This is a genomic window from Pseudobacillus sp. 179-B 2D1 NHS (assembly GCF_045370945.1).
GTDB lineage: Bacteria > Bacillota > Bacilli > Bacillales > Domibacillaceae > Pseudobacillus.
On record NZ_JBIQDP010000022.1, the window covers coordinates 43496 to 68237 of the forward strand.

The window sequence follows — 24742 nt, forward strand, 5'->3', positions numbered from 1 at the left end:
TGCGAGTTTTTTAACTAACTTTGATAGCCTGTTCCTCTGCATCCAAGCGATCAATTTCTGCTTGGGAAAGTTTTTCTATTTTAAAACCGGTAAATCCATATAATATAGCAATGACTGGGCTAATAAGGCAAAGCAAAGCATACGGGGCATATTGGAAAGTAGAAACTCCCAGAGTAGCAGTCATGAAAGCTCCACATGTGTTCCAAGGGACAAGTGGAGAAGTCATTGTACCGGCATCTTCCAATGTTCTCGATAAATTCTTTGGATGAAGTCGGCGCTTTCTATATGCTTTAATGTACATACGCCCCGGAAGAAGGATGGATAAGTATTGATCACAAGCAATAACGTTTGCTGTAATACAAGTAACAACTGTAGTGGCGATCAGACTTCCGGTAGATTTAGCAAGCTTTAGCAAGCTGTTGACGAGTGTTTCAAGCACACCGCTCACTTCTAGAATTCCTCCGAAGCTCATAGCGATCATGACAAGCGATACCGTATACATCATGGCTTCTGTACCGCCATTATTTAGTAGATTATCAAGAACCTCATTGCCTGTTTCCATCTCAAATCCGTAGACCATGATACCCAAAATGTCCCCAATAGCTACGCCTTGTACAGTAATGGCTACGATTGCGCCTAAGATCGAGCCAATGACAAGTCCAGGAAGCGCTGGTGTTTTCATGGCGATCAGACCGAGTACAATAATAGGGACAAGTAAAAGCCATGGACTAATAATAAAAATGTCATTCAACTGATTTTGAAGAGCCGTAATCTCATCAATGCCGGCCCCTTTTCCTTTAAATGAGAGTCCCATAAAGAAATAGATAATAACAGAGAGAATTAAGGCAGGAATCGTTGTATATAGCATATGACGAATATGATCGAATAGCTCCACCCCGGTAATCCCTGGTGACATATTCGTTGTTTCGGAAAGCGGTGAAATTTTATCCCCAAAATAACAGCCGGAAATTACTGCTCCGGCCACCATCGCTAAGTTAACACCGAGACCTGCTCCGATTCCCATGATGGCGATGCCGATAGTACCGGCTGCTGTCCAAGCATTTCCTGAAGCAATGGCTACAATGCTGCAAATGACGGCAGCAGCCGGCAGGAAATAGGCAGGCGATAAAATATCAAGCCCATAATAAATCATCGTTGGAACGATTCCGCCGGCAAGCCATGTGCCGATGATCGTCCCGATAACCATTAAGATCAAAAGAGCCTGCATCGCTAGCGTCACTGCACTAATAATCCCTTTTTCTATTTCCTTCCACGTATGGCCGAGATAAATCGCTATGATAGCTGCTACGACTGCACTTAATAAAAGTGGAATATGAGCATCAGCTTCAAAAATAAAAATCCCGGCGAACAGGAATGTAACCATAGCAATAATAGGGATTAGCGCAATGGCGAGTGAAGGTGCTTTAGTTTTTTTCATTATCATCCCTCTTTCTTTCAGTATTCTATCTAAATAGATTGCAAGAACCATGCCAATAGATCTAATTATCTGAAAAGTCGATCTTATGCTAAAAAGACTAAATCTATGCATAAAAACATAAGGATAAATGTCGGATTTCATGTTATTTTGCATAAAATATACCATTTTGCATAAAAGGAGGGATTTTTCTAAAAAGACAGAATGTAATATAATGAAATGAATTATTGTTCATTTTATAGAGAGAAAGAGAGGAAATAAAAATGAAAGAAAATAGCAATTTGTCTCATACGTTAGGAATGGAACTTGTAGAAATGAGTGAAGGAAAAGTTGTCATGACCATGCCGGTCGATGAGCGTACACGCCAACCGCTTGGGTACTTACACGGTGGCGCCTCCGTTGCTTTGGCTGAAACAGCTGCAAGCATTGGTACGGCTTATTTAATTGATCCAGACACACAAATATGCTTTGGTCTGGAGATCAATGCTAATCATATTAAAGCCAAAAGGGAAGGAATCGTTACCGCTACAGCGCAATCTGTACATCAAGGACGAACAACAATGGTCTGGCAGATTGATATTCGTGATGAGCAAGAGCAGCTTATTTGCCTCTCACGTTGTACAGTAGCGATAGTACCGAAGAAAGTGTAGAAGTTTTGAAGGGGAAAAATAGGGGAAGAAGAAGGGTAGTTGAATGACTAGGAGGAGAACCCATGCCCTGGAATGAAAATGACTATCCTGCTTCAATGAAAAACTTGCCCCAGCAGGTGCGTGAAAAAGCGATTGAAATTGCGAATGCACTGCTTGATGAGAATTATGATGAAGGAAGAGCCATTGCTATTGCTATTGATCGTGCCCGCAGCTCTGTTGGTAAAGGGCATGGAAACGATGAAGAACGCCCTGTCTATCATCTGCAGCCGAAAGAAGACGGTGAGGGCTGGCAGCTCGTCAAGAAAAAGGGAGAGCATAGTATCTTGTCAGACCACACGAAGGAAGGGTTATCAGATAAGGCAAAGGATTATGTAAAAGAGCATGATGGAATTCTGATTATTCACCACGCTGATGGAAGCGAGGAAAAACGTCTCTATGAAAACTAAGCTTTCATAGAGCGCTATAATAAAAGAAAAGAGCATAATTTTAAGTGAAAAACCAGCCAACAAATCAAGCGTTGGCTGGTTTTAATTATTTTCTATCCTTTAAATCATCTCGGGAACTTTTATCCCACAATTTGACGCCTGAGTTGTAGGCAGCACGGCTAATTAAGTGACCGCCAACAGGAGCCGTTATAAAGATAAAGGCAATTCCGAGCAGGACACGCGAGCTAAAGTGTCCCTCAATTAAATAGAAATAGAGAAAACAAGCGAGCAGAATCAACATCACTCCAAGTGTGGCGCTTTTTGAAGCTGCATGGTTGCGCGTGTAGACATCAGGCAGCCGAATCACTCCAAAAGATGCAACAAGAGTAAGAAAGACACCAAGCAGTAAAAAGAGAATGATCACGATCTCAATGATTCCGGTCATTTTCAATGATCTCTCCTTTCTCAAGGAACTTGGAGAAAGCAGTCGTACCGATGAAAGATAAAATGCCGAGCAACAAAATAACATCTAAAAACGCATAGGTCTTAAACAGCATAGAGAGAATGGCGATCATGGCGACCAAGTTAATGCCAATCGCATCTAAAGCGACAATCCGATCAGGGACGGTTGGACCTTTAACAAGCCGATAGATGAAGCCGAGCATTGCCAAGGTAATTAAAATGAGCGACAGCTTCATAACCATTACCAACATCAGCGGCTCACCTCCATAATCGCTTTTTCAAATGATTCTTTTATGCCGTTAATTGCATCTTGCACATCCGGTACGTCAATCGCATGGACGTATAATGTCTTTTGATCATCTGATACATCGATGACTAATGTGCCGGGAGTTAAGGTAATTAAATTAGCAAGCAAGGTAATTTCCCAGTCTGATTTCAGCTCAGTCGGCAAGGCGAAAATTCCTGGCTGGATATCAAGTTTAGGTTTTAAGATCACTTTCAATACGTCGATGTTCGCCATAATTAATTCCTTAAAGAATAGAAGGGTTAAGTAAACGATGGCAAACACACGGCGCACATACAGTTCTGTTTTAAAGAACCGGCGCATGCCATAAATTAAAATCAAGCCAATTAAGTATCCGATAATAAATGTTTTGCTGTTAAAGGATACTTGTAGAAACATCCACAGAAACGCTAAAAAGAAATTAAGTAAAATTTGAAAAGCCATAAGACATTACTCCTTTAACACTGCATCAATATAGATTGCCGGATGTACGAGTGCATCAGTGGCTTGAGAAATAATTGGATACATTATTTCCGCTCCTACCCCATAGAAAATTGAGGCAAGTACGAGAATCGCTCCTGGTGCCCATAGAGAGAGAACAGGCTGATTTTCTTCTCCTGGGTATTCTTTCGGAGCTCTCCAGAAACCGTTCATAAAAATTTTAATTACAGAGTAAAGCACGACAAGACTGGATAAAAGAACAATTAAGGAGCCTACATATTCTCCCTCCGCCAGCCCTCCGCGTACGATTAACAGCTTTCCGACAAATCCGCTGAGCGGTGGAATGCCGGCGAGTGCAAAAGAAGCAACAAGGAAGGTCCAGCCGAGCAATGGATATTTCTTCATCAAACCGCCCATCTTGCGTAAGTCGCTTGTCCCGGTAATCTTGATCATTACACCAATGAGCAAGAATAGAGCGGCTTTTATAATCATATCATGAATCGTGTAAAAGACCGTGCCTTTATAGGATTCTTCTGTAGCAACTGAGATTCCAAATACGAGCACACCTACTGCAATTACAATATTGTAAATGACAATTTTCTTTACATCCCAATAAGCAATCGCGCCAATGCAGCCGGCGATCACTGTAATAATAGCGAGAATGCCTAACAGTTCATGCGTGAAAGCCTGATCGTGGTAAAAGAATAGTGAGTAGCTTCGCAGGATAGAGTATACGCCTACTTTAGTCAACAGGGAACCAAACAGAGCAAGAATTGGTACAGGTGGTGCATAGTAAGAACCAGGAAGCCAGAAATACAGCGGAAAAATGGCTCCTTTTAAACCGAATACGATTAAAAATAATACAGCGATAACCGTTAGGATCGGCAGTTGGCCAATTTCTGCAATACGCTGGGAAATATCCGCCATGTTCAGAGAGCCAACGACAGAATAAAGCATAGCCACGGCGATCACAAAAAGCGCCGATGAAATGACGTTCACAAGAATGTATTTAATTGATTCACGCAGCTGGACTTTTGTGCCGCCGATGACAATCAGGACATAAGAGGACATCAGCATCACTTCAAAAAACACAAACAGGTTAAAGATATCGCCCGTTGTGAAGGCACCGTTTACACCAACAAGCAAAAATTGGACCACAGGATAGTAATAAAATCGTTCGCGTGCCGCACCAATCGAACGGAAAGAATAAAGAATGACACACAGCGTGATCAGTGACGATGTAGTGACAAGCAGCGCAGACAAGGTATCGGAAACAAGCGTAATGCCAAACGGGGCATCCCAGCTGCCGACATTGACCGTTTGAATCCCGTCTTTTTTAACGGTTATTAATAAAACAACAGCAGCGGTTAATGTACCAATGGCAGAGATGACTGAAATGGCTCGTTGGACTCCGACAGATTTAGACACAAAAATTAATAAAGCGGCAGTCAAGAGAGGAATAAGCAACGGCAAAACTAACAGGTTAATCATTTGCTTCATTACCTCTCATTTCATCCATATTATCTGTTCCTAGTTCCTGGTAAGCCCTGTAGGCGAGCACAAGAAACAAGGCGGTAACGCCAAAGCTAATAACGATGGCCGTTAAGATCAGTGCTTGCGGCAAGGGATCTACATAAGAGGCTGCCTTTTCACCGAGAAGAGGAGCCGCCCCTCTTTTTAAGCCGCCCATTGTAATAATTAACAAATGAGCTCCGTGACTTAATAGCCCGGTCCCGATAATAATACGGAGCAAGCTTTTTGAAAGCATTAAATAGATAGAACTTGCAAATAAAGCACCAATAATAATTGACATTAAAATCTCCATTATTCACTCTCTCCTATCGTTTGAATAATGGTCATGGTCACACCAATGACAACTAAATAAACACCTAAATCAAATAACATAGCAGTATGGAGAGACGTTTCTCCAAAGATCGGCAAATATACGTCGCCAAATACATGAGTAAAAAATGGAACATTGAAAATAAGTGAACCTGCCGCTGTTCCGATCGCAAACAGCAAGCCGATTCCGATTAGAATTTTATAATCGATAGGAAAACCTTTCGCTACAGTTTTAATATCAAAGGCAAGCAGAAGCAGTACGATCGCTCCCGATGTCATCAACCCGCCGACGAATCCACCGCCGGGATGATAATGCCCGGCAAAGAACAAATGGATGGCAAAGAGAATAATGATGAAAAACACAACCTTACTCGTTGTTTGTAAAATGACATCATTAGTTTTCATCTGCTTCTCCTCCTTTCTTTGCTAGCCGTAGTTTAATCAGGCCGAAAATGCCGAGACCGGCAATCGCCAGCACGCTGATTTCAAACAAGGTATCAAATCCACGGAAATCGACGAGGATGACATTGACCATATTTTTGCCCGCTGCTTCTTTATAAGTGTTCGCAACATAGTAGCTGGCGATTGATTCAAACATTTTGTTGCTGTGGGAGGAGATGGCCATTAAAGCGATAACGGTTCCAACTCCGAGAGAAATAATTAAGTTGCCAAGTTTAAAGCCCATTCGCTCTTCATGGCGATTAAGCTTTGGAAGATGGTAGAAACAAAGCAGAAATAAAGCAACCGACACGGTTTCAATAACCAATTGTGTAAGAGCCAGATCCGGTGCCCGAAAAATAACGAAAAAGAGGGAGACTGTATAGCCGACTGCTCCTAAAGCGATAATGGACGTCAGCCGGGACTTGGCGAATAAAATAGTGAAAATACCCGCTAAAATAATAATAACGAGGACAATTTCATATACACCGATCGGAGCTAAGTTGCTCTTATCAATCTTCAACGCGCCTTCTGTCCACATTGTGAAACCAAGAATACCGATAAAGAAAACAAAAATATAGACGAGATATGTACGGATAAATCCATTCATATAAGCCTTTGTGAACGTGTAAGAACCGCGTTCAGCAGCATACAAGCTCGTATCATATAACGTATTAAGTGTTACTTTTCCAGGGAATAGCGTATATAGCTTGATCCATTTGCTTAAAGTCAAATACATTAGAATACCAACAGCTATCACACCAATCGTCATTAGCAACTCAGTCGTAACTCCATGCCAATGGACAATATGAACTGATAGCAGCTCACCAGGCTCAACTAGCGAAGGGACAATCGCAGCCGCTGCTGGCTGAATGAGGCTGTAAGACAGCAAATTTGGGAAAAGACCGAATAGGACGACAAGAACAGCAAGAATGATAGGTGAAATCAACATGCCAACAGGTGCTTCATGCGGTTTTTTGTCGAGCTTTTCGGGTTGATATTTCCCGGAAAATGTCTTGAATACAAACATCATGCTATAAATGAATGTGAAAATACTTCCAATCCAAGCGAGAATAGGGAATAACATGCCCCATGTTTGTAAGTTGAAAATGTTTAAGTCAACAAGCTGAATCATTCCAATAAAGAACATTTCCTTACTTAAAAATCCGTTAAATGGAGGAAGACCAGCCATAGAGAAAGCTCCGATGACAGCTATCGAGAAAGTAATAGGCATAAAGCTGAGCAGTCCGCCAAGCTTGCGGATGTCTCTTGTGCCTGTTTCATGATCGACAATACCAACTACCATAAATAAGCTGCCTTTAAATGTTGCATGGTTGATTAAATGAAAGACAGCGGCAATAACAGCAGCAATGTAGATATTGTCATTTAATGCGTCAAAGTGAAGAGCGGCGGCTCCCGCTCCCAAAAGCGACATAATCAAACCGAGCTGGCTGACCGTTGAAAAAGCAAGAATCCCTTTTAAATCTGTTTGTTTGACTGCATTGAATGATCCCCAGAACATAGTGAAAATGCCAACTGCTCCAACAATCCAAAACCAATAGCTTGAGAAAGCAAAGATTGGACTGAGGCGGGCAACTAAATAAATTCCCGCTTTCACCATTGTAGCCGAGTGCAAGTATGCGCTCACAGGTGTAGGTGCTTCCATGGCATCAGGTAGCCAAATATAAAATGGAAATTGAGCTGATTTTGTAAAGGCTCCTAGTAGAATAAGGATCAGCGCAAACAGGAAGAGAGGATGACCATTTAGTTCACTGGCTTGAGAAATGAGCTCGCGTATGCTAAATGTATCGCCCATAATGGAAAGCAACAAGATGCCGCCCAGCATAGAAAGACCGCCAAATACCGTTAGAAGCATAGATTTGAGCGCTCCATAACGAGAGCGTTCACGGTCGTACCAGTAGGCGATCAACAGGAAAGAAGAAATGGATGTCAATTCCCAGAACATATACAAAGTGATCAAGTTGTCTGACAGCACAACGCCAAGCATAGCACCCATAAACAATAGTAAATAGACATAAAAGTTGTGCAGTCTTTCTTTTTCCTTTGATAAGTAAAAGATGGAATATAACACGACGAGTGAACCGATTCCAGTAATAAGCAGAGCGAATAACAGCCCTAATCCATCTACATAGGCAGCAAAGCGGATGCCAAGTGATGGGATCCAATCAAAAGATTTCTCGACTGTCCCGTTGTTCCGGGTAACCGGGAGAAATCCGATAAAATAAGTGAAAAGCAAAATCGGTAAAATTAGAACAAACCAGCCTGTATGTATACTCCGTAGCCCTTTATAAAAAAAAGGAACTAAAATAGCCATTAAAAAAGGAGAAAAGATGGCTAGATGTAGTAAAGACAAAAAAATCCCCCCCTCATAAACTAAATCGATAATGTGTACAAAAGAAAAAGGTGACTATTTGCATATAACGATCCCTTTTTCAACTATACTCATCGTTGATGATGCAAATTTTGATCTCCTAGAGCATTATAACGTAAAAAATTACTTCATGCATGGTCAAAAAGTGAAACTTGCTGAAAAGTCGGTCAATAATAATAAATATGTAGAAACATGGCATTATCACTCATTAAAAAATTTTTTCTCGTCCTTCTTGCCCGCAACTTTTTTGCCAAAAAATGTTTGGGACTTCCAAAAATTATTAAAAAAGAACTTGTCTTTGTTTGTCAGCTCTTGCATAATAAAATGGATTGAACGGAACAGGAGAGTATATTCTTTATGAAAAACACTTATTTAACAGGCTACTTGCCTCTCATAGCTATTCTATTATTTAGTTTGTCGTTTGCTTTGTTTGTCCAAGGAATTATTATCTCTTTATTTAAGAAAGTAGGCTTATACAACGAAATGCTTGAGCTATTTACAAAGACAGAGATCAATCTGGTGATTACCGTTTCATTAATGATTGCCTTCTTTTTTGTAATTGCCGGCTTAAAAGTGATCGCCAATACGGTGAATGAATTGTCTTTGTTGTTTTTCTCCAAAGATACAGAAGGAGAATTGTTAAAAGCTGTTCGTAACGGCTCGATTATCTTTTTTGTAGGTGGTCTGCTTTCCTTGATTAGTTTTTCCTCATTGATAGGGATTTTAGCAATCTTTCTATTAACAGCCGCTGGCTACTTGATCTTTTTTGTTTATAAAACTAGCTCTTCCCTTTCGATAGCTAATTTAATTGGAATAGTTACTTTCCAAATTGTTTCATGGTCAGCTTTAGGAGTTTCATTGGCTCTGCTAGGAATGAAAGTCTACAATGGCCTGCTTGGCAGTTTGCCGCTTTAAGAACCGCTTTGGCGGTTTTTTTTTGTAGTCAAGTATAAAAGGGAAAGGAAAAACCACGGGCTTGGCGGTTAACGAATGTTCGGATAGGTAGGGCTATATAAAAAAGCTGCGGAATGATTCTCCGCAGCTTTTTTGCAGCTGTATTTGCCGTTTTTATCGCACGATTCTGCGCCAGATCAATTGATTTGGTGCGTAGCTTTCTAAATAGCGAATACTTTTCGGCGAGTCTTTTCCGACCCAGACACTTGCAGTATACTGATCTGTTAGACCAGCAAACCAGAGGTCCTTTGTACTGTTCGTTGTACCAGTCTTCCCACCTGCGTAGGCAGTGCCAGGATTCGCTTTTTTACCTGTTCCATTATGGATTACATCTGATAACAAGTACCGCATTTTATAGGTTGTTGATTTTGACCAAACTGTCTTCGTTTCCTCTTTCCATTCATAGAGCAGATTGCCTTGACGGTCTGTCACTTTTTGTATCGCCCGTGGTCTAGTATAAGTTCCGTCAATAAAGGATGTATAGGCACCGGCTACTTCCAGTGAAGACATGCCGACATCAAAACCACCAAGAGCCGTAGCACGGCGAGAAGGATCTTTGTCTGATTCTGTGACTCTTTCAAAATCAAAATTGTTCATATAGGACCAGGCTTTTTTTGGTCCTGTTTTTACAAATAGACGCAATGCGGCTGTATTGTACGATTTTGATAGAGCGGTTCTTAAGGAAACCATTCCATACTCTTTTCCACTATAGTTTTTCGGACAATAGCCCGGACCACAATATTTATCAGCACTTACTAAACTGTTAACATCTGCCCTATAGGTGTCAATATAGGGAGCGTAATCAAGCAATGGTTTAATTGTCGATCCAGGCTGCCGGAACCCTTGGAAGCTCCGATTGAATTGTGTCCGGTCATAGTTTCTTCCGCCGACAAGCGCAACGATATTACGCGAATCATTTTTGATAACTGCGGCCGATGATTGCACCGATGAGCCGCTAAGTACCGAGTTAACAGCGTTTTCTGCTCGCTGCTGCATGGAAGGATCTAAAGAGGTATGAACAACAATGCCCGAAGATTTTACTTTTTCAACACGGTCGTTCAATTTGTGTTCAATAGTGATTTTTTCGTCCCCTTTGGCATTTTGCAATTGCTGATCGAAGCCTTCTGTTTTGGCAATTAATTGCTTCAGCTCATCTTCCACATAAGTAGAGTAGCTAGCATATTTGTCTATACGGTCTCTCATTTGAAGCTTAATAGGTTCTTTTTTTATTTCCTCAGCTTCAGATGCCGTAATAAACTTTTCTCGCTGCATCATATCAATGAGCCGTTCTTGGCGTTTTTTCGTATTTTCGAAATGCCGGACGGGGTCATATAATGACGGATTGTTTGGAATAGCAGCGATAAAAGCCAGCTGTGATTTCGTTAATTCATTGACGTGTTTCTGAAAATAAAATTGCGAAGCTGCTTCTACACCGTATACTTGATGATTGAAATAAATGGCATTTAAGTAAAGATTTAAAATTTCATCTTTCGACAGCCTTTTCTCAAGTTCGTATGCATATAATACTTCTGACACTTTTCGTACCAATGTCCGGTCGTGATTCAAATAAATGTTACGTGCAAGCTGCTGTGTGATTGTGCTTGCTCCCTGTTCGATCCCATCAGCTTTAGCATTAATGAGCACGGCGCGCATAACAGCCGCCGCATTAATACCGGCATGATCATAAAAGTGCTTGTCTTCAGACTGTAAAAACAATTCCTTTAAAAATGGGGGAATATTTTTTCCATCTGCTACAATCCGGTAAGGCTGATGAATCTCCAAATAGGGGTTCCCATCTTTATCGACAAATTTACTTGCCTGAGAAAGGTGGACATCTTTAATGACGATCTTTTCATCGACAACCTCATCAAAGCTCCTGACTTTATGTGCTTCTGCGTTTGCGAAGTAAAATAAAAACACAGCTACAGGGAGGAGCAAAACTATTAACATATAACCAAAAACTGTCCTCATTCCCTAAACCGCCTTCTTCTTTCTAGTTTGTTATACTTGTGGAAAAACAAGTAAAAAATAATCCTTTCATCATCATAATCGAAAGAGGGCAATTTAGAAAGAGGATATCATGAGAAAAATAGGAAAATCTGAGAGGCCCGGATGAACTGGTATAAATCTACTAACTTAAGAAATAAAAAGCAGCAAAGATTTTTTTTAAAAGGTAAGGGAAAAGCATGATAAGCGCATTTCTGTTCGTCTATTGGCGTTGCAAATTGTCAAAAGGAGCCGTATGATTCATTTTTATTTGTTTGCCGGGGCTTTTATAAAGAGTGGAAAGTAAGTACAATAGTCTTGTAGGCCTCCTGTCTAGCAGGAGAAACTTTAAGAATACGGAATCAAGCCATTATATACATCATGATTGGCTAGAGATTATAATAAAATAAATTAAGGTAAAATAAATAGCTATTTTGGTTGAAGGAGGAGGTTTTTGTGAGTAAGAAGTTCTTTTTCATTGATTTTGAATTTTCGATGCCGGATGCCGGGTTAACAGCAAAAGGGTTTTATCCAGAAATTATTGAAGCCGGCATAGTGATTGCTGAAGGAGAGAGAATTATTTATACCTTTTCTTCTTATATAAAACCCTCTGCTTTTCCTAAGTTAACTGAAAGATGCAAGCGTTTTCTCCATATTGAACAAAAGCAGGTGGACGAGGGGATGTCTCTTCAGGAGCTAGTTTGTTTACTCGCAGAATTAAGCGGAACCGACAGCCATTCCGTTATTACGTGGGGCAATATGGATATGAAGGTATTGAGAAGAAACTGTGAGGAAGCAGGACTTGTTTTTCCGCTAAGAGGACAATTTATTGACCTATCAATGGAGTACAAAACCTTTTTCGGTGACCGCAATCAGACTGGGCTATGGAAGGCGGTACAAGAATACGGCAAGGAAGGGACAGGCAAGCATCATCGAGCACTAGACGATGCTCTTACTACTTATCATATTTACAATCTCGTTGAAAAAGACAAGGCTTATATGAAAAAGTCAAAGCCGCCGACAATCGGCGACCTCGTTGACTTCTCACAATTGCTTAACCGCATGGCTTAAGTCCAAGCAATGTTATACATCAGCTCATACTCTCTCTGAACTGCTTGTAGCGACATAAGGCTCTTTTTGGAAAACTCGCTGTCTTCTTGTTCTAGCCTGCTTTTGAGCGCAGTGACGGCCTCCTTCAGTGATTCATTGTAATCGGGAATGCTTCCTTCATAAGGCTTAACGGTTGATGCTGGAATGTTGGCTCGTTCTGTATAGGCAAGCGCCTTTCTTTCATGGAAAAAAGGCACATCTACTTGCTTGGGGTGATGAAGGTCTCCTTGGGCAGGATGACGCAGCACAGCCAGTATTTTAACTGTATAGCTGTCTGGGTGAGAATCGCTGACTTCCCCAATATATTTTCCTGTTTTATAAAAAGCAGTTACAATATCTCCTGTTTTTATCATAGTTTTTTACCCTCCTCTGCTCTCTTCACTCTATCAGAATCTTTGGATGAAAGAAATACGGGGGATAGCAGGTGATTTTTTTTTAGCAATCAGTTAAAGTAGAAAAGGCAGAGGTGAGAGGATGTATCGTTTGATTTTCATCACATTCGCAGCATTCCTTCTCTTGCTTGCTGGCTGTAACAAAGAATCGGAAAAGGCCTCTTCAGAACCTTTAAAGCCAGCAGCGAAGATTGGGAAAGAACAGGAAGGAGATAAGAAAATGAGTTATCCACAATTCACAGCAGAAGTAGCAGAGAATGAAAAGCTTGTTGAAATGAAAACAAATAAAGGAACAATTAAAATTAAATTGTTTCCTGAACAAGCTCCCAAAACGGTTGAAAACTTCGTTACTCATAGCCAAAATGGTTATTATGACGGACTGATCTTTCACCGTGTCATTCCTGATTTCATGATCCAGGGGGGAGACCCGCAAGGAACAGGAACAGGGGGCGAAAGCATCTATGGTCAGGCCTTCGAAGATGAGTTCTCTCAGCAATTGTTCAATTTCCGGGGAGCTCTCTCAATGGCTAATGCTGGTCCCAATACGAATGGCAGCCAGTTCTTTATCGTGCAAAACAGCAAGATGGACCCAGGCTTTAAAGAGCAAATGGAAAAAGCAGGATATCCTCAGGAAGTGACAGACTTCTATATGCAAAATGGAGGAACACCATGGCTTGACTTCCGTCACACTGTGTTTGGACAAGTGGTGGAAGGCATGGATGTTGTCGATACAATTGCTAGCATACCAACTGGCGCACAGGACAAGCCGAAGGAAGATGTAGTGATTGAAAAGGTTACAGTAATTAAATAAATCAACACACAGAGTTTAGAGAGAGAAGGCGAATTGATGGCAATCAGTTCGTCTTATTTTGTGGGAGCGGTTGGTTTGGAAAAGAGAAATTGCTATAATGAAAGAAGGCACTGGATTGAAGAATTTGCTGTTTTTACAGTGAAAGGAGACGGAATCGTGCTGCAATCATTTATATTGGGAATGTTCTTTTTATATTTCCCGGAGGATAAGACGGAATATATTCCCGCAGTTATTTCAATGGCAATTTTTACGGCAGCCGCTGTAGCTGTCTTTCTGTATTTTCGGAGGATCTCCAAAAAAGAGGAAGAGAAAGTTAACAAAAAATATAGTGAAATGAAAAAATAACGAGGCACTTGCTGTATGTTTTTCATTTTGGCTAATGTGTGTTATAGTGTATCAGAATAAAAGGAAGAATTCTGCTTTAGGCAGGAGAGGTTCGCGAACTCCCTCTATAAAAAACTAAGAGAAAAGCCTGTCTATGTCTAGAAGGTTTTTTTCTATTGCCTGAAAAAAAGGTTATTTAGAGTCACAGTTCTTGAATCTCTTTCTTCTTTCAAAGGAAAAGAAGAAAGGAAGAGGAAAGATGGGGAAAGAAAAAGCAGTAGTTGTATTCAGTGGCGGTCAGGACAGTACGACTTGTTTATTTTGGGCGAAAGAACGTTTTGACGAAGTCATTGCCGTTACATTTGATTATGGACAGCGTCACCGCCTGGAATTAGAATGTGCCGCTGACATTGCCAAGGATTTAAATATACCGCATCACATTTTAGATATGTCTTTATTAAACCAGCTTGCCCCTAATGCGTTGACCCGGGGGGATATAGACATTACAGAAAAAGAGGGAGAGCCGCCTTCCACCTTCGTCGAAGGTCGCAACCTGTTGTTTTTATCCTTTGCTGCAGTACTTGCTAAGCAATACGATGCCCGTCATATTATCACAGGTGTGTGTGAAACGGATTTCAGCGGTTATCCAGACTGCCGGGATGTATTCATTAAGTCATTGAATGTGACATTAAACTTATCCATGGATTATTCATTCGTTATCCATACGCCGCTCATGTGGCTGGACAAAGCGGAAACATGGGAATTAGCTGATGAGCTTGGCGCGTTTGAGTATGTAAGAGAACGTACGCTCACTTGCTATAACGGGATAAAAGGGAGCGGTTGCGGCGAATGTCCGGCATGTAAACTCCGCCAAAATGGTTTAAATAAGTATTTGGCGAAAAAGGAGGCAGGGTCCAGATGATGCAGCAAATTTATCCGGCGCCTATGCACGCTTATCGTTATGAACTAAATAAAGACTTCCAATTTGCCGCGGCGCATTACGTGCCTCATGAAGAAGCAGGAGCATGCCGCCGTCTGCATGGCCATACGTATTTTGCCAATGTAACTGTTGTTGGCAATGATTTAAATGAATCCGGTTTTTTAGTCAATTTTCAGGCTATCAAGAATTTAATTCATAAACGCTTTGACCATACAGTTTTAAATGAAGATGCCTTATTCAACGAAATGGACCCGAACGATTTTCCAACGACCGAAGTAGTCGCAAGAAAGTTCTGGGAGGTTATTCAGGAATCGTTGAATAAATTGCCGAATAAACCGCGTTGTATCCAAGTATTTCTGAGAGAAACACCGACAAGTTACGTGGTATTCCGGCCGCAAAAAGAGGATTTCCAATGAGAAAGATTCCTGTATTAGAAATATTCGGGCCGACTGTGCAAGGCGAAGGAGCGGTAGTAGGCCGCAAGACGATGTTTGTGAGGACAGCTGGCTGCGATTATCGTTGTGCCTGGTGTGATTCTGCATTTACATGGGATGGTTCCGCCAAAGAACAAATTCAGCTATTAACCGCTGAGGAAGTTTGGGAAGAGCTTGTCAGAATAGGAGGAGATACGTTTGATCACGTCACGATCTCCGGTGGCAATCCAGCGCTGTTGCCACAAATAGATGATTTGCTGGCTAAATTGAATGAGAAGGGTATTCAAACAGCTCTTGAAACACAGGGGAGTCGTTGGCAGGACTGGTTTTATAAGATAGATGATTTAACGATTTCTCCCAAGCCGCCCAGCTCAGGGATGGAAACAGATTTTGAGAAATTATCCTTCATTATTGAACGTTTAATAGAGAAAGAAAAAGCTGTCAGCTTAAAGCTTGTTATTTTTGATGAGAAAGACTTAGCATTCGCGAAAAGTGTCCACCGGCTCTATCCGAATTTACCATTCTTTTTGCAAGTCGGAAATGATCGTTTGCAAGAACAGAATCCGGGTAACCTTTTGCCTTATTTAGTGAGCCGGTATGAGTGGCTTATTAACAAAGTAATGCCGGATCCAGAATGGAAAAATGTGCGCGTTTTGCCGCAGCTTCATACGTTTGTGTGGGGGAATAAGCAAGGTGTATAATAGAAAAAGAGATGCCAACTTAGGCATCTCTTTTTATCTTTTGATTAAGAAAGGGCTGCTTTTAATCGTTGCAATCCGTCCTCCACAATTGAACGCGGGCAGGCTACATTCATACGCATGAACCCTTCTCCACCGCTTCGGTATTTAGAGCCTTGTCCGAGAGCGAGTTTTCCTTTTAAAAGGATTTTTTTCATTAACTCGTCATCGCTCAGCCCTAGCTTGCGACAGTCGATCCAGACTAAATAGCTTCCTTCCGGTTCGATAACTGTTAATTCTGGCAGCTCTCGATCGATAAATTCCTTCACAAGCCGAACATTGCTGCGAATGTATTCAATCGCTTCGTCAAGCCATGGGCCGCCTTCGCGGTAGGCAGCTTCTGTAGCAGCGATGCCTATCATATTGAGTGAGAAAAAGCCTTGCTTAGCAAGAACCTTCTGCAGCTTAGCCCGCAGCTCGCGATTAGGTACGATCATGGAAGAAGTCTGAAGGCCGGCTAAATTAAATGTTTTGCTTGGTGCAATACACGTAACGATTATGGATTCATATTCTTTGCGAATAGAAGCAATCGGTATATGCTTATACGGCTGAGCTGTTAAATCGCTATGTATTTCATCGGAAACGATGAGCACCTTGTGTTTTTGACAAAGCTCAGCGATCGTTGTAAGCTCTTCTTTTGTCCAGACACGGCCGCCGGGGTTATGGGGACTGCACAGTAAGAACATCTTTACCTCTGCGCGCGATAGCTTCTCTTCTAAATCCGCAAAGTCTATTTCATAGCGATTATCACGCAAGATGAGTTCACTGTTAACGACAAGCCGGCCGTTGCGTTCGATCATATCGAAGAACGGTGTATAAACCGGTGATTGCAGTAAGACCGAATCTCCCAGATCGGTAAATGCTTGTATAGCTGTGCCGAGTGATGGAACGACACCTTGATTGAATAACAGCCAGTCTGTATCAATTTCCCAAGAGTGCCGATTAGCCATCCAGTTTTTTATGGCTTCTTTCATAGAATTCGGAATAGCTGTATAACCGTATATGCCATGCTCGGCTTGCTCAACAACGGCTTTTTTGACGGCATCGGGTGCCTCAAAGTCCATATCGGCTACCCACATGGGAAGTGCGTCCTCTACACCAAAGACAGCTTTTATATTGTCCCATTTTACAGCGTTTGTACCTGTACGGTTAATAACTCGATCAAATCTACTCATAATCTTCACCATCCTGACAAGTAATATATAATCATGTTAAATTATTTTTAGAAAAAAGGGCAATGATTTGTCTTTTTATTTAAGGAGGCATCAGAAAATATGAATAAGGACATTGAAGCAAATAGAAAGTTTGACCGCATTCTCCGTGAATGGGATCCATTTAAAGAAGGCGGCGATTTTTACGATACAGAAGTAGCTGATGCGATTCAAGCTGTGCATCAATTGGACGATAAGGAAGCGTTAATGCAAAGAATTAAAGAAATTTATGAATTTTCATTTGAAAAGCCACTTTCGGTGGAAAGTTGTCAAAAGGTAGCAGAACAATTGCTGCAAATAAAAAATGAAGATTCTTGTGAGTTGTAATATAAAAATATATAATGTTTTGTCGATAATACCAAAGAAATAAAATTATCTTTTCTTCTCGAAAGACGTTTATAGAAGGGGAAATGAATGGAAAAATAATTATTTCATATTTTGGAAAAGTAATTCCAAGGAGGTGGAGAGTCTATAACTCTAAAAAATAATGCTTTTCAGAAATATAAAAGTTTATTACAATATCTTTAAAGGTTTTGTGAAAAAATAGCAATTTTTTTGAAGTCAGCCAACAATGAGAAAGGATTGGAACATATGGCTATACAACAAGAGCGCAGCATCCCAGAGCCTGGGCAAGAAGAACAAAAGTTAAAGAGAGGCTTAAAGTCCCGCCATCTAACGATGATCTCTATCGGTGGGGCAATCGGTACCGGGCTGTTTCTTGGAAGCGGTGCCGCGATTCATACGGCAGGTCCTGGAGGAGCCCTACTTGCTTATGCGTTAGTCGGGGCCATGGTATTCTTCGTTATGACCAGTCTAGGAGAAATGTCTGCTTTTATGCCAGTTAGCGGTGCGTTTAGCACGTACGGGACAAAGTTTGTTGACCCTGCGTTTGGATTTGCGTTAGGTTGGACGTACTGGTTTAACTGGGCCATGACTATTGCCGCTGAGTTAACCGCTTCCACAATGATTATGAAGTTCTGGTTTCCGGACAGTCCTTCCTTGTTATGGAGCATGTCATTCTTAGCTCTTATCTTCCTCTTGAATTATTTATCTGTTAAAGGATACGGAGAAGGAGAGTATTGGTTTTCTTTCATTAAGGTATCCGCTGTTATTATTTTCATTATCGTAGGCCTATTAATGATTTTTGGTATTATGGGTGGCGAAGTGATCGGGTTTAAAAACTTCACCGTAGATGAAGCACCTTTCTCCGGTGGCTTTCTCGGGGTGTTTATTGTTTTCGTTGCTGCCGGTTTCTCGTTTCAAGGAACAGAAATCGTTGGTGTGGCTGCTGGTGAAAGTGAAGACCCAGCGAAAAATGTACCTAAAGCGATTAAAAGTGTATTCTGGAGAATTCTTCTTTTCTACGTGTTGGCGATCTTTGTTATCGGGCTTATCATCCCGTATACAAACCCAAATTTACAAAGTGAAAACGTTATGGTCAGCCCGTTTACAATGGTGTTTGAAAAAGCCGGACTTGCCTTTGCTGCTTCATTGATGAATGCTGTTGTTTTGACAGCGGTTTTATCTGCCGGAAATTCAAGTCTATATGCATCGACTCGTATGTTATATTCAATGGCTAAAGAGGGACAAGCCCCACAACTTTTTGCCAAGCTGAACAAACGTGGTGTGCCTGTTGCAGCGATCATCTTAACATGTGTGGTCGGTATGCTTGCCTTTTTCTCATCCATTTTTGGCGATGGTATCGTATACGTATGGTTGATGAACTCTATTGGTATTACAGGTTTTATTTTCTGGCTCGGGATCTCTATCAGTCATTATCGCTTCCGGAAAGCATTTTTAGCGCAAGGACATTCTTTAGACGAACTTCCATATAAGGCAAAATGGTATCCATTCGGACCAATTTTTGCTATCGTGGTAGGCTTAATTGTCATTCTTGCTCAAAACTTCCAGGCGTTCCTTGCTGATAAAATTGACTGGGGCAGTGTAGTAGCCGCTTATATGGGAATTCCACTCTTCCTTCTCTTGTGGTTTGGATATAAATTTATTAAGAAAACAAAAGTAGTTCCGCTTCAAGAATGTGAGTTTGATTTTGCGGATGAAGAAAAGCATAACTAAATAATATGCCGGACAGCGCGAAATAGCGCTGTCCGGTTTTTTTATATAAAAATACATAAAAGGGGTCGTGTTATTAGGTACATATTTGCTATAATTGTGATAATTGATGAAAATTTGGAGGAATAGTTGTGAAAATAGACAATAGCGAACGAGAGATACTAGAAATCCTCGAAAAAGATGCTCGTCTGAATGCATCTGATATTAGTAAGATGATAGGGAAAAAAGAAGAAGAAGTAAGAACCATGATCAAAAGATTAGAAGAAGCCAGGGTGCTTGTTCATTATACAGCTCTTGTAGATTGGTCTAAAGTTGAAGATGATCAGCGGGTAACAGCAATGATTGATGTGAAAGTAACACCGAAACGAGGGGTGGGCTTTCATGATACAGCGGAAAGGATTTACCGGTTTAAAGAAGTAAGTTCCGTATATTTAATGTCAGGAGCTTACGATTTATCGGTAACGGTAGAAGGAAAGTCAATGAACGAAGTAGCCCGATTTGTTTCTGAAAAATTATCAGTTCTGGAAGAGGTCGTTTCTACCACTACGCATTTCCAGCTGAAGAAATATAAGCATGACGGCAGAGTCTTCGAAGAAAAGCAAACTGATAATAGAATCGTGGTGTCTCCATAATGTTAGGAACAAAAAGCTATATTGCTAAGTCGGTAGAATCAATGAGACCCTCAGGAATTCGCAAATTTTTTGATTTAGCTGCAGGAATGGAAGGCGTAATCTCTCTTGGAGTAGGAGAACCTGATTTCGTTACTTCGTGGTCAGCACGGGAAGCAGCTATTTTATCACTAGAGCGTGGCTTGACTTCCTATACAGCGAACGCCGGCCTTCTGGAACTACGGGAAGAAATAGCGAAGTATGTGAGCAGTCGTTTTTATGTTCCTTACGATGCTGAAGAGGAAATTATCCTCACGGTCGGTGCCAGCCAGGCGCTTGACTTAGCATTGCGTGCTATTCTTGACCCAGGCGATGAGGTGGTCATCGTAGAGCCTTGCTTCGTTTCTTATTCCCCGCTTGTTGAACTGGCAGGTGGAAAAACAGTGACAGTTGAAACAACCAGCGAGCAGCAGTTTAAATTGCAGGCAGCAGCACTTGAGGAGGCAATTACCCCGAGAACAAAAGCGTTGCTGCTTTGTTCGCCTAATAATCCAACGGGAGCCCAGCTTGACAAGGAGGACTTAGAGGCGATTGCAACGATTGTTAAGAAACACGACTTACTAGTTATCGCTGATGAAATCTATGCAGAACTTGCTTATGATGTCCCCCATACCTCCATTGCCAGCTTGGAAGGCATGAGAGAACGGACGATTTTGATTAATGGTTTTTCAAAAGGCTTTGCAATGACGGGATGGAGGCTTGGGTTTATTTGTGCTCCGGCTGAACTTGCAGCAGCTATGCTCAAGATTCATCAATATGCCATGATGTGTGCCTCTACGCCTGCCCAATATGCAGCGCTGGAAGCATTAAAAGCGGGAATGAATGATGTGGAAGAGATGAAAAAAGACTACCGGCGTCGACGTAATTATATTGTCCAGTCTTTTAATGAGATGGGATTAGATTGTCATACACCGGGAGGAGCCTTTTATGTGTTTCCATCTATTCAAAGCACCGGTTTAACGTCAGAGGAATTCGCAGAAGAATTGTTAAAGAAAGAAAAAGTAGCCGTCGTACCTGGCTCCGTCTTTGGAAACAGCGGTGAAGGTTTTATTCGCTGTTCCTATGCTTCTTCAATGGAGCAGCTGCAGGAAGCAGTAAGACGGATCAATCATTTTATTAATAGATAAGAAGAGAAGACAGCTTAGGTTGTCTTCTTTTTTCGTTTCATTTAGTCAGGTTTTAAAGAAAGAAAGGAGTGGAAAAGAAAGGATAATGCAAAAGGAGGGATCTAGATGGAAGTTATCGTAATCGGTGCAGACAGTCAGGTTGGTCAATTTGTTATTAAACACTTAAGGGAGAGAGGCCATCGAGCGATTGCTGTAATCAACGAGGAAAACAAAGTGCCCGATATGAAAAAGCTTGGCGCCTCCAGGGTAGAAACGAATGGCCGGGGAGATTTCACCTCTGCTTTTTTAGGGTGCGATGCTGTTATTTTCATTTCTGATTCCAGTCCGAAAACAGGAGCGGGCAAGACTGTTTTGGTGGACCATCGTGCTGTCATTGATGCTGTTCAGGCTGCAAAGAAAAATGGAGTTAAACGTTTTATTATGATGAGCGCTGTACGGGCAGGAGAGAATGCAACAGACAGCGGCGAAATGATTGGGGCAAAGGATATGCCGGATGAATTAGTTAAGGAAGAATCGATTGTGCATACAGTCATCCGACCGGCACAAATGACAGATGAGCCTGGCAGGGGAACCGTAACAATCGCAAGTTCAGTTGCAAAGAAGGATAAGATTCCCCGCGAAGATATGGCCGCTGTATTGGTAGCTGCACTTGAAAGTGAAGCAGCCTTTAACCAGGTATTTGAAGTAGCTAGCGGTGATACTACAATTAGCGAGGCCATACATACTCTCGCATAAAAGAAGAGTTTTTATTGGAAAAGTAAAGGATAGAGGAGGGGTTTTATGAGTTTAACATCAGGATTAATTATTGCTCTTATTATTTTTCTCGCATTAGTTATTGTGGTGCCTGTTGGTCTCTTTATCTATATTTATATTAAAGATGATCGACAGAAGCAGCATGCTATTTTGCGTAACTTCCCAGTTATCGGTAAAGTGAGGTACTTTACCGAGCATATTGGCCCCGAGCTACGGCAATATTTATTTGAAGGCGATAATGAAGCAAAGCCTTTTTCGAGAAAAGAATACCAGGATATTGTGAAAGCCGGGAAGTATAAAGAGCGGCTCGTTGGATTCGGCTCAAAGCGTGATTTTAATGAGGAAGGTTTTTTTATACGCAATACCTTATTTCCGAAGCAGCGTGAAGAAATGAAAGTGGATAATACTGAAAAGATAAAAACACATGTATATAAAGTGGACTCTGACAATTTATTTACCCGCAAGGAACACAGTGAGGAACGTTTGGTCGATCCCTATTATTTGAGAGAGGAAGACGCGATCATCCTTGGCGAGAAAACATGTCGTCATCCATTTAAATTGCGAGGCCAGATTGGCCAATCGGGGATGAGTTTTGGAGCGCTTGGCGAAAGAGCGATCACGGCTCTCTCCAAAGGTCTAGGTCTTGCCGGCGGCACTTGGATGAATACAGGGGAAGGTGGCTTGTCCGAATATCATCTTGAAGGCGGTCCGGATATCATTATGCAGATTGGCCCTGATCTATTCGGTGTGCGGAAACCAAGTGGTGAATTTTCGTGGGAAGAGTTTAAAAAGAAAAGTGAGATAGAGAATGTGAAAGCGTTCGAATTAAAATTAGCCCAAGGAGCCAAGACACGAGGCGGTCATGTGGAAGGTGAGAAAGTTACAGAAAAGATTGCTGCTATCCGCCTTGTAGAACCAGGAAAAACGATTAACAGTCCAAACCGTTTCTATGAGTTTGATGATGTGCCGTCAATGTTCGATTTTGTTGAGCAGCTGCGTTCCGTGGGAGGTAAGCCGGTTGGTATCAAAATTGTTGTTGGAGACCTTGATGCACTGGAAAATATGATTTCCTATATGAAAGAAAGCGGCAAAGGGCCTGACTTTATTACAGTAGATGGCGGTGAGGGTGGAACAGGTGCTACTTTCCAGGAACTAGCTGATACAGTTGGCTTGCCGATTATGTCTGCTCTGCCGGTTCTTGATGAAATGTTAAAAAGATACGAGATTCGTGACAGAGTAAAGATTATCGCTTCGGGAAAACTCATTACTCCTGACAAGATAGCCATTGCGCTCGCTATGGGAGCGGATCTTGTTAACATCGCCCGCGGATTTATGATTAGTGTTGGTTGCATTATGGCTCAAGTATGCCACAATAATACATGCCCAGTTGGCGTAGCTACAACTGATGAAAAGCTGCAGGACGGATTAGTCGTTGAGGAGAAGTATTATCGTGTGTGTAACTATGTGATATCGCTCCGAGAAGGACTATATAATCTAGCAGCAGCTGCAGGGATTGATTCTCCAACGAAATTTGAACGCAAACATATTGTTTACAAAGATGAACTTGGGCGGCTTATGCCGCTCGAGGATATTATTATAGCGGCAGAACGGGCGCAACGAAAAAAAGAAGCATAATAATAAGTTTTCCTTTTAGAAGTAAAACAATAAACTCAAACAAAAAAACTACACTTCGGGTGTAGTTTTTTTGTTTGAGTTTATATAAGATGAACAATTGCTATGCTTTGAATATAAAATATAAAAAGAAGACAGCTGCAACGGCTGCCTTCTCAAGTTAAGGGGAAAATAGGGAATGTTGCATATACTAACTCTTCCCTGTTTATAGAGGAGTTATTCCTCTTTTCTCCAAATAGTTAAAAATAATTTCCTACTTATATGAAGAGCTGGAGAAAGGTGGCTATGTTTAGAAATATATAAGGAGATGTGATATAATTTTGTGATGCGTAGATAATGAATTTAACATTTAGGAGTGTTTGGATGGGAAATCAGATTGAACAAGGACAAATTATTACAGGAAAGGTAACAGGAATCCAGCCTTATGGGGCGTTTATTGCGCTGGATAACGGTACACAGGGGCTCGTCCATATTTCAGAAATTACTCATGGATTTGTCAAGGACATTCATGATTACCTTCAGGTCGGGGAAGAAGTAAAGGTAAAGGTGATGTCCGTTAACAAAGATGAGGGGAAAATTAGCTTATCTATCCGGGCAACCGAAGAAGCAAAGCCAGCTGCTGTTCAGCCGGTCCGTCGCTTGAAAATTGCTGAAGACAGTGAAGGCTTTAATACGTTAAAAGATAAGCTGCAAGAATGGATCGATCAGTCGGGAGAAGGAAAATAAGTAGCAGAGAAAGCATGAGCGCTTTAAGCACTCATGCTCTTTTTTATTTATAGAAATAAAGTGGTTTAAAGGGACCTATCTGCGTGCAGTAAATTTAAAGTATTTAGAAAGCCAAAGGATGACATGATTAAAAAACAAGACTTATTTTTTAGCGTCGGATTGAAAGGAAATAGTGTAAAAGGGGGGAGAAAGAACAGCGGCGGAAAAGTAGATGAATTACTCCGTTTCTATCATTGCGCGATCATTAAGGCTTTCGTTGGATGGAAGGGGGAGCTCCTAACAGATCTTAAAGTGAAAGAAGACGAACAAACAGAAACCACTTAGTAGAAAGTAGATTTAGTTCTTTATCCGCTTATTTGGCGCAAAATAAATTTGCACTACGTGATTGTTAATTTTTTAACTGTTTGTTACCTGAGACAATTTGTTAGTTAGTTTTTACACCTAAGTGATTGTTAAGGGAATAGCCATCAATTGGAAGCAGTTTGAAAAGATCGGT

28 protein-coding genes and 1 riboswitch are annotated in these 24742 nt (G+C 41.3%); of the genes, 17 read left to right on the plus strand and 11 right to left on the minus strand.

The window, feature by feature from the left end; all coding sequences use genetic code 11:
- Nucleotides 1-10: 10 nt before the first annotated feature.
- Nucleotides 11-1438: a Na+/H+ antiporter NhaC gene (gene nhaC / locus ACH0BF_RS18920; RefSeq protein ID WP_120034173.1), complete on the minus strand. Its 1428-nt coding sequence runs from the start codon at nt 1436-1438 to the stop codon at nt 11-13.
- Between the two features lie 260 nt (nt 1439-1698).
- Between nhaC and ACH0BF_RS18925 the strand changes: the two genes are divergently transcribed.
- Together ACH0BF_RS18925 and ACH0BF_RS18930 are read left to right on the plus strand one after the other, a co-directional pair.
- Nucleotides 1699-2085, plus strand: a complete 387-nt coding sequence (locus tag ACH0BF_RS18925; RefSeq protein ID WP_340852731.1) for a hotdog fold thioesterase — start codon at nt 1699-1701, stop codon at nt 2083-2085.
- A gap of 62 nt (nt 2086-2147) precedes the next feature.
- Nucleotides 2148-2531 carry a DUF2188 domain-containing protein gene (locus ACH0BF_RS18930; RefSeq protein ID WP_340852734.1) on the plus strand — a complete coding sequence of 128 codons (384 nt, stop codon included), beginning with the start codon at nt 2148-2150 and terminating at the stop codon, nt 2529-2531.
- Between the two features lie 85 nt (nt 2532-2616).
- Here the strand turns inward: ACH0BF_RS18930 and mnhG are convergent, their stop codons facing one another.
- The 7 genes from mnhG to ACH0BF_RS18965 are packed head-to-tail and all read right to left on the minus strand — an operon-like array spanning nt 2617 to nt 8350.
- Nucleotides 2617-2955 carry a monovalent cation/H(+) antiporter subunit G gene (gene mnhG / locus ACH0BF_RS18935; protein ID WP_340852736.1) on the minus strand — a complete coding sequence of 113 codons (339 nt, stop codon included), beginning with the start codon at nt 2953-2955 and terminating at the stop codon, nt 2617-2619.
- A complete protein-coding gene (locus ACH0BF_RS18940) occupies nt 2939-3214 on the minus strand; it encodes a Na(+)/H(+) antiporter subunit F1 (RefSeq protein WP_406910024.1) in 276 nt (91 codons plus the stop codon). The genes mnhG and ACH0BF_RS18940 overlap by 17 nt, the downstream gene beginning before the upstream one ends.
- Nucleotides 3215-3222: 8 nt before the next feature.
- Nucleotides 3223-3699 (minus strand): Na+/H+ antiporter subunit E, encoded by a 477-nt coding sequence (locus tag ACH0BF_RS18945; RefSeq protein ID WP_120034163.1) that lies wholly within the window; start codon nt 3697-3699, stop codon nt 3223-3225.
- Nucleotides 3700-3705: 6 nt separating this feature from the next.
- Nucleotides 3706-5187, minus strand: a complete 1482-nt coding sequence (locus ACH0BF_RS18950) for a Na+/H+ antiporter subunit D (protein ID WP_120034161.1) — start codon at nt 5185-5187, stop codon at nt 3706-3708.
- Nucleotides 5180-5521, minus strand: a complete 342-nt coding sequence (locus ACH0BF_RS18955) for a Na(+)/H(+) antiporter subunit C (protein ID WP_120034159.1) — start codon at nt 5519-5521, stop codon at nt 5180-5182. Before ACH0BF_RS18955 ends, ACH0BF_RS18950 begins: the two co-directional genes overlap by 8 nt.
- The gene (locus ACH0BF_RS18960; protein ID WP_120034157.1) at nt 5521-5943 is read right to left on the minus strand and encodes a Na(+)/H(+) antiporter subunit B; all 423 of its coding nucleotides are present in this window, start codon (nt 5941-5943) and stop codon (nt 5521-5523) included. The genes ACH0BF_RS18955 and ACH0BF_RS18960 overlap by 1 nt, the downstream gene beginning before the upstream one ends.
- Nucleotides 5933-8350: a Na+/H+ antiporter subunit A gene (locus ACH0BF_RS18965; protein WP_406910018.1), complete on the minus strand. Its 2418-nt coding sequence runs from the start codon at nt 8348-8350 to the stop codon at nt 5933-5935. Before ACH0BF_RS18965 ends, ACH0BF_RS18960 begins: the two co-directional genes overlap by 11 nt.
- A gap of 375 nt (nt 8351-8725) precedes the next feature.
- Here ACH0BF_RS18965 and ACH0BF_RS18970 point away from each other — a divergent pair, with 375 nt between their 5' ends.
- Nucleotides 8726-9283, plus strand: a complete 558-nt coding sequence (locus ACH0BF_RS18970; RefSeq protein WP_120034151.1) for a DUF5366 family protein — start codon at nt 8726-8728, stop codon at nt 9281-9283.
- A 153-nt stretch (nt 9284-9436) separates the two neighbouring features.
- On the opposite strand, the gene ACH0BF_RS18975 is transcribed toward ACH0BF_RS18970, so the two are convergent.
- The gene (locus ACH0BF_RS18975) at nt 9437-11293 is read right to left on the minus strand and encodes a transglycosylase domain-containing protein (protein ID WP_340852743.1); all 1857 of its coding nucleotides are present in this window, start codon (nt 11291-11293) and stop codon (nt 9437-9439) included.
- Between the two features lie 471 nt (nt 11294-11764).
- Between ACH0BF_RS18975 and kapD the strand changes: the two genes are divergently transcribed.
- Nucleotides 11765-12379: a 3'-5' exonuclease KapD gene (gene kapD / locus ACH0BF_RS18980; protein ID WP_259455597.1), complete on the plus strand. Its 615-nt coding sequence runs from the start codon at nt 11765-11767 to the stop codon at nt 12377-12379.
- Here the strand turns inward: kapD and kapB are convergent.
- Nucleotides 12376-12771 carry a kinase-associated lipoprotein KapB gene (gene kapB, locus ACH0BF_RS18985; RefSeq protein ID WP_340852747.1) on the minus strand — a complete coding sequence of 132 codons (396 nt, stop codon included), beginning with the start codon at nt 12769-12771 and terminating at the stop codon, nt 12376-12378. The two genes, kapD and kapB, sit on opposite strands and share 4 nt — an antisense overlap.
- 259 nt (nt 12772-13030) lie before the next feature.
- On the opposite strand from kapB, the gene ACH0BF_RS18990 reads away from it, so the two are divergent.
- The 5 genes from ACH0BF_RS18990 to queE all read left to right on the plus strand — a co-directional run bounded on the left by ACH0BF_RS18990 (nt 13031) and on the right by queE (nt 16020).
- Complete coding sequence (locus ACH0BF_RS18990; RefSeq protein WP_340856352.1) at nt 13031-13621, plus strand: peptidylprolyl isomerase; 591 nt, start codon at nt 13031-13033, stop codon at nt 13619-13621.
- 36 nt (nt 13622-13657) lie between these two features.
- Nucleotides 13658-13966, plus strand: coding sequence for a hypothetical protein (locus ACH0BF_RS18995; protein ID WP_120034145.1), 309 nt, complete (start codon nt 13658-13660; stop codon nt 13964-13966).
- 80 nt (nt 13967-14046) lie between these two features.
- A riboswitch (PreQ1 riboswitch) is annotated at nt 14047-14090 on the plus strand.
- 114 nt (nt 14091-14204) lie between these two features.
- Nucleotides 14205-14867 carry a 7-cyano-7-deazaguanine synthase QueC gene (gene queC, locus ACH0BF_RS19000; RefSeq protein ID WP_340852749.1) on the plus strand — a complete coding sequence of 221 codons (663 nt, stop codon included), beginning with the start codon at nt 14205-14207 and terminating at the stop codon, nt 14865-14867.
- Nucleotides 14864-15301, plus strand: a complete 438-nt coding sequence (locus ACH0BF_RS19005; RefSeq protein WP_120034143.1) for a 6-carboxytetrahydropterin synthase — start codon at nt 14864-14866, stop codon at nt 15299-15301. Before queC ends, ACH0BF_RS19005 begins: the two co-directional genes overlap by 4 nt.
- Nucleotides 15298-16020 (plus strand): 7-carboxy-7-deazaguanine synthase QueE, encoded by a 723-nt coding sequence (gene queE / locus ACH0BF_RS19010; protein ID WP_120034141.1) that lies wholly within the window; start codon nt 15298-15300, stop codon nt 16018-16020. The genes ACH0BF_RS19005 and queE overlap by 4 nt, the downstream gene beginning before the upstream one ends.
- A 44-nt stretch (nt 16021-16064) precedes the next feature.
- Here queE and ACH0BF_RS19015 read toward each other — a convergent pair whose 3' ends face one another.
- Nucleotides 16065-17231: a MalY/PatB family protein gene (locus ACH0BF_RS19015; protein WP_120034139.1), complete on the minus strand. Its 1167-nt coding sequence runs from the start codon at nt 17229-17231 to the stop codon at nt 16065-16067.
- A 99-nt stretch (nt 17232-17330) separates the two neighbouring features.
- Here ACH0BF_RS19015 and ACH0BF_RS19020 point away from each other — a divergent pair, with 99 nt between their 5' ends.
- The 8 genes from ACH0BF_RS19020 to ACH0BF_RS19055 all read left to right on the plus strand — a co-directional run bounded on the left by ACH0BF_RS19020 (nt 17331) and on the right by ACH0BF_RS19055 (nt 24570).
- On the plus strand, nt 17331-17594 hold the full coding sequence (locus tag ACH0BF_RS19020; protein ID WP_406910019.1) for a DUF1871 family protein: 264 nt from the start codon (nt 17331-17333) through the stop codon (nt 17592-17594).
- Between the two features lie 264 nt (nt 17595-17858).
- Nucleotides 17859-19343, plus strand: a complete 1485-nt coding sequence (locus ACH0BF_RS19025; RefSeq protein ID WP_120034135.1) for an amino acid permease — start codon at nt 17859-17861, stop codon at nt 19341-19343.
- A 128-nt stretch (nt 19344-19471) separates the two neighbouring features.
- Nucleotides 19472-19972: an Lrp/AsnC family transcriptional regulator gene (locus tag ACH0BF_RS19030; protein WP_340852756.1), complete on the plus strand. Its 501-nt coding sequence runs from the start codon at nt 19472-19474 to the stop codon at nt 19970-19972.
- Nucleotides 19972-21135, plus strand: coding sequence for an aminotransferase (locus ACH0BF_RS19035; protein WP_120034130.1), 1164 nt, complete (start codon nt 19972-19974; stop codon nt 21133-21135). Before ACH0BF_RS19030 ends, ACH0BF_RS19035 begins: the two co-directional genes overlap by 1 nt.
- A gap of 105 nt (nt 21136-21240) precedes the next feature.
- Nucleotides 21241-21870, plus strand: coding sequence for an NAD(P)H-binding protein (locus ACH0BF_RS19040; protein WP_120034128.1), 630 nt, complete (start codon nt 21241-21243; stop codon nt 21868-21870).
- A 45-nt stretch (nt 21871-21915) separates the two neighbouring features.
- On the plus strand, nt 21916-23523 hold the full coding sequence (locus ACH0BF_RS19045; protein ID WP_340852762.1) for an FMN-binding glutamate synthase family protein: 1608 nt from the start codon (nt 21916-21918) through the stop codon (nt 23521-23523).
- 360 nt (nt 23524-23883) lie between these two features.
- Nucleotides 23884-24246 (plus strand): S1 domain-containing post-transcriptional regulator GSP13, encoded by a 363-nt coding sequence (yugI, locus tag ACH0BF_RS19050; RefSeq protein WP_120034124.1) that lies wholly within the window; start codon nt 23884-23886, stop codon nt 24244-24246.
- Between the two features lie 123 nt (nt 24247-24369).
- On the plus strand, nt 24370-24570 hold the full coding sequence (locus ACH0BF_RS19055; RefSeq protein ID WP_340852764.1) for a hypothetical protein: 201 nt from the start codon (nt 24370-24372) through the stop codon (nt 24568-24570).
- The last annotated feature ends 172 nt before the right edge of the window (nt 24571-24742 follow it).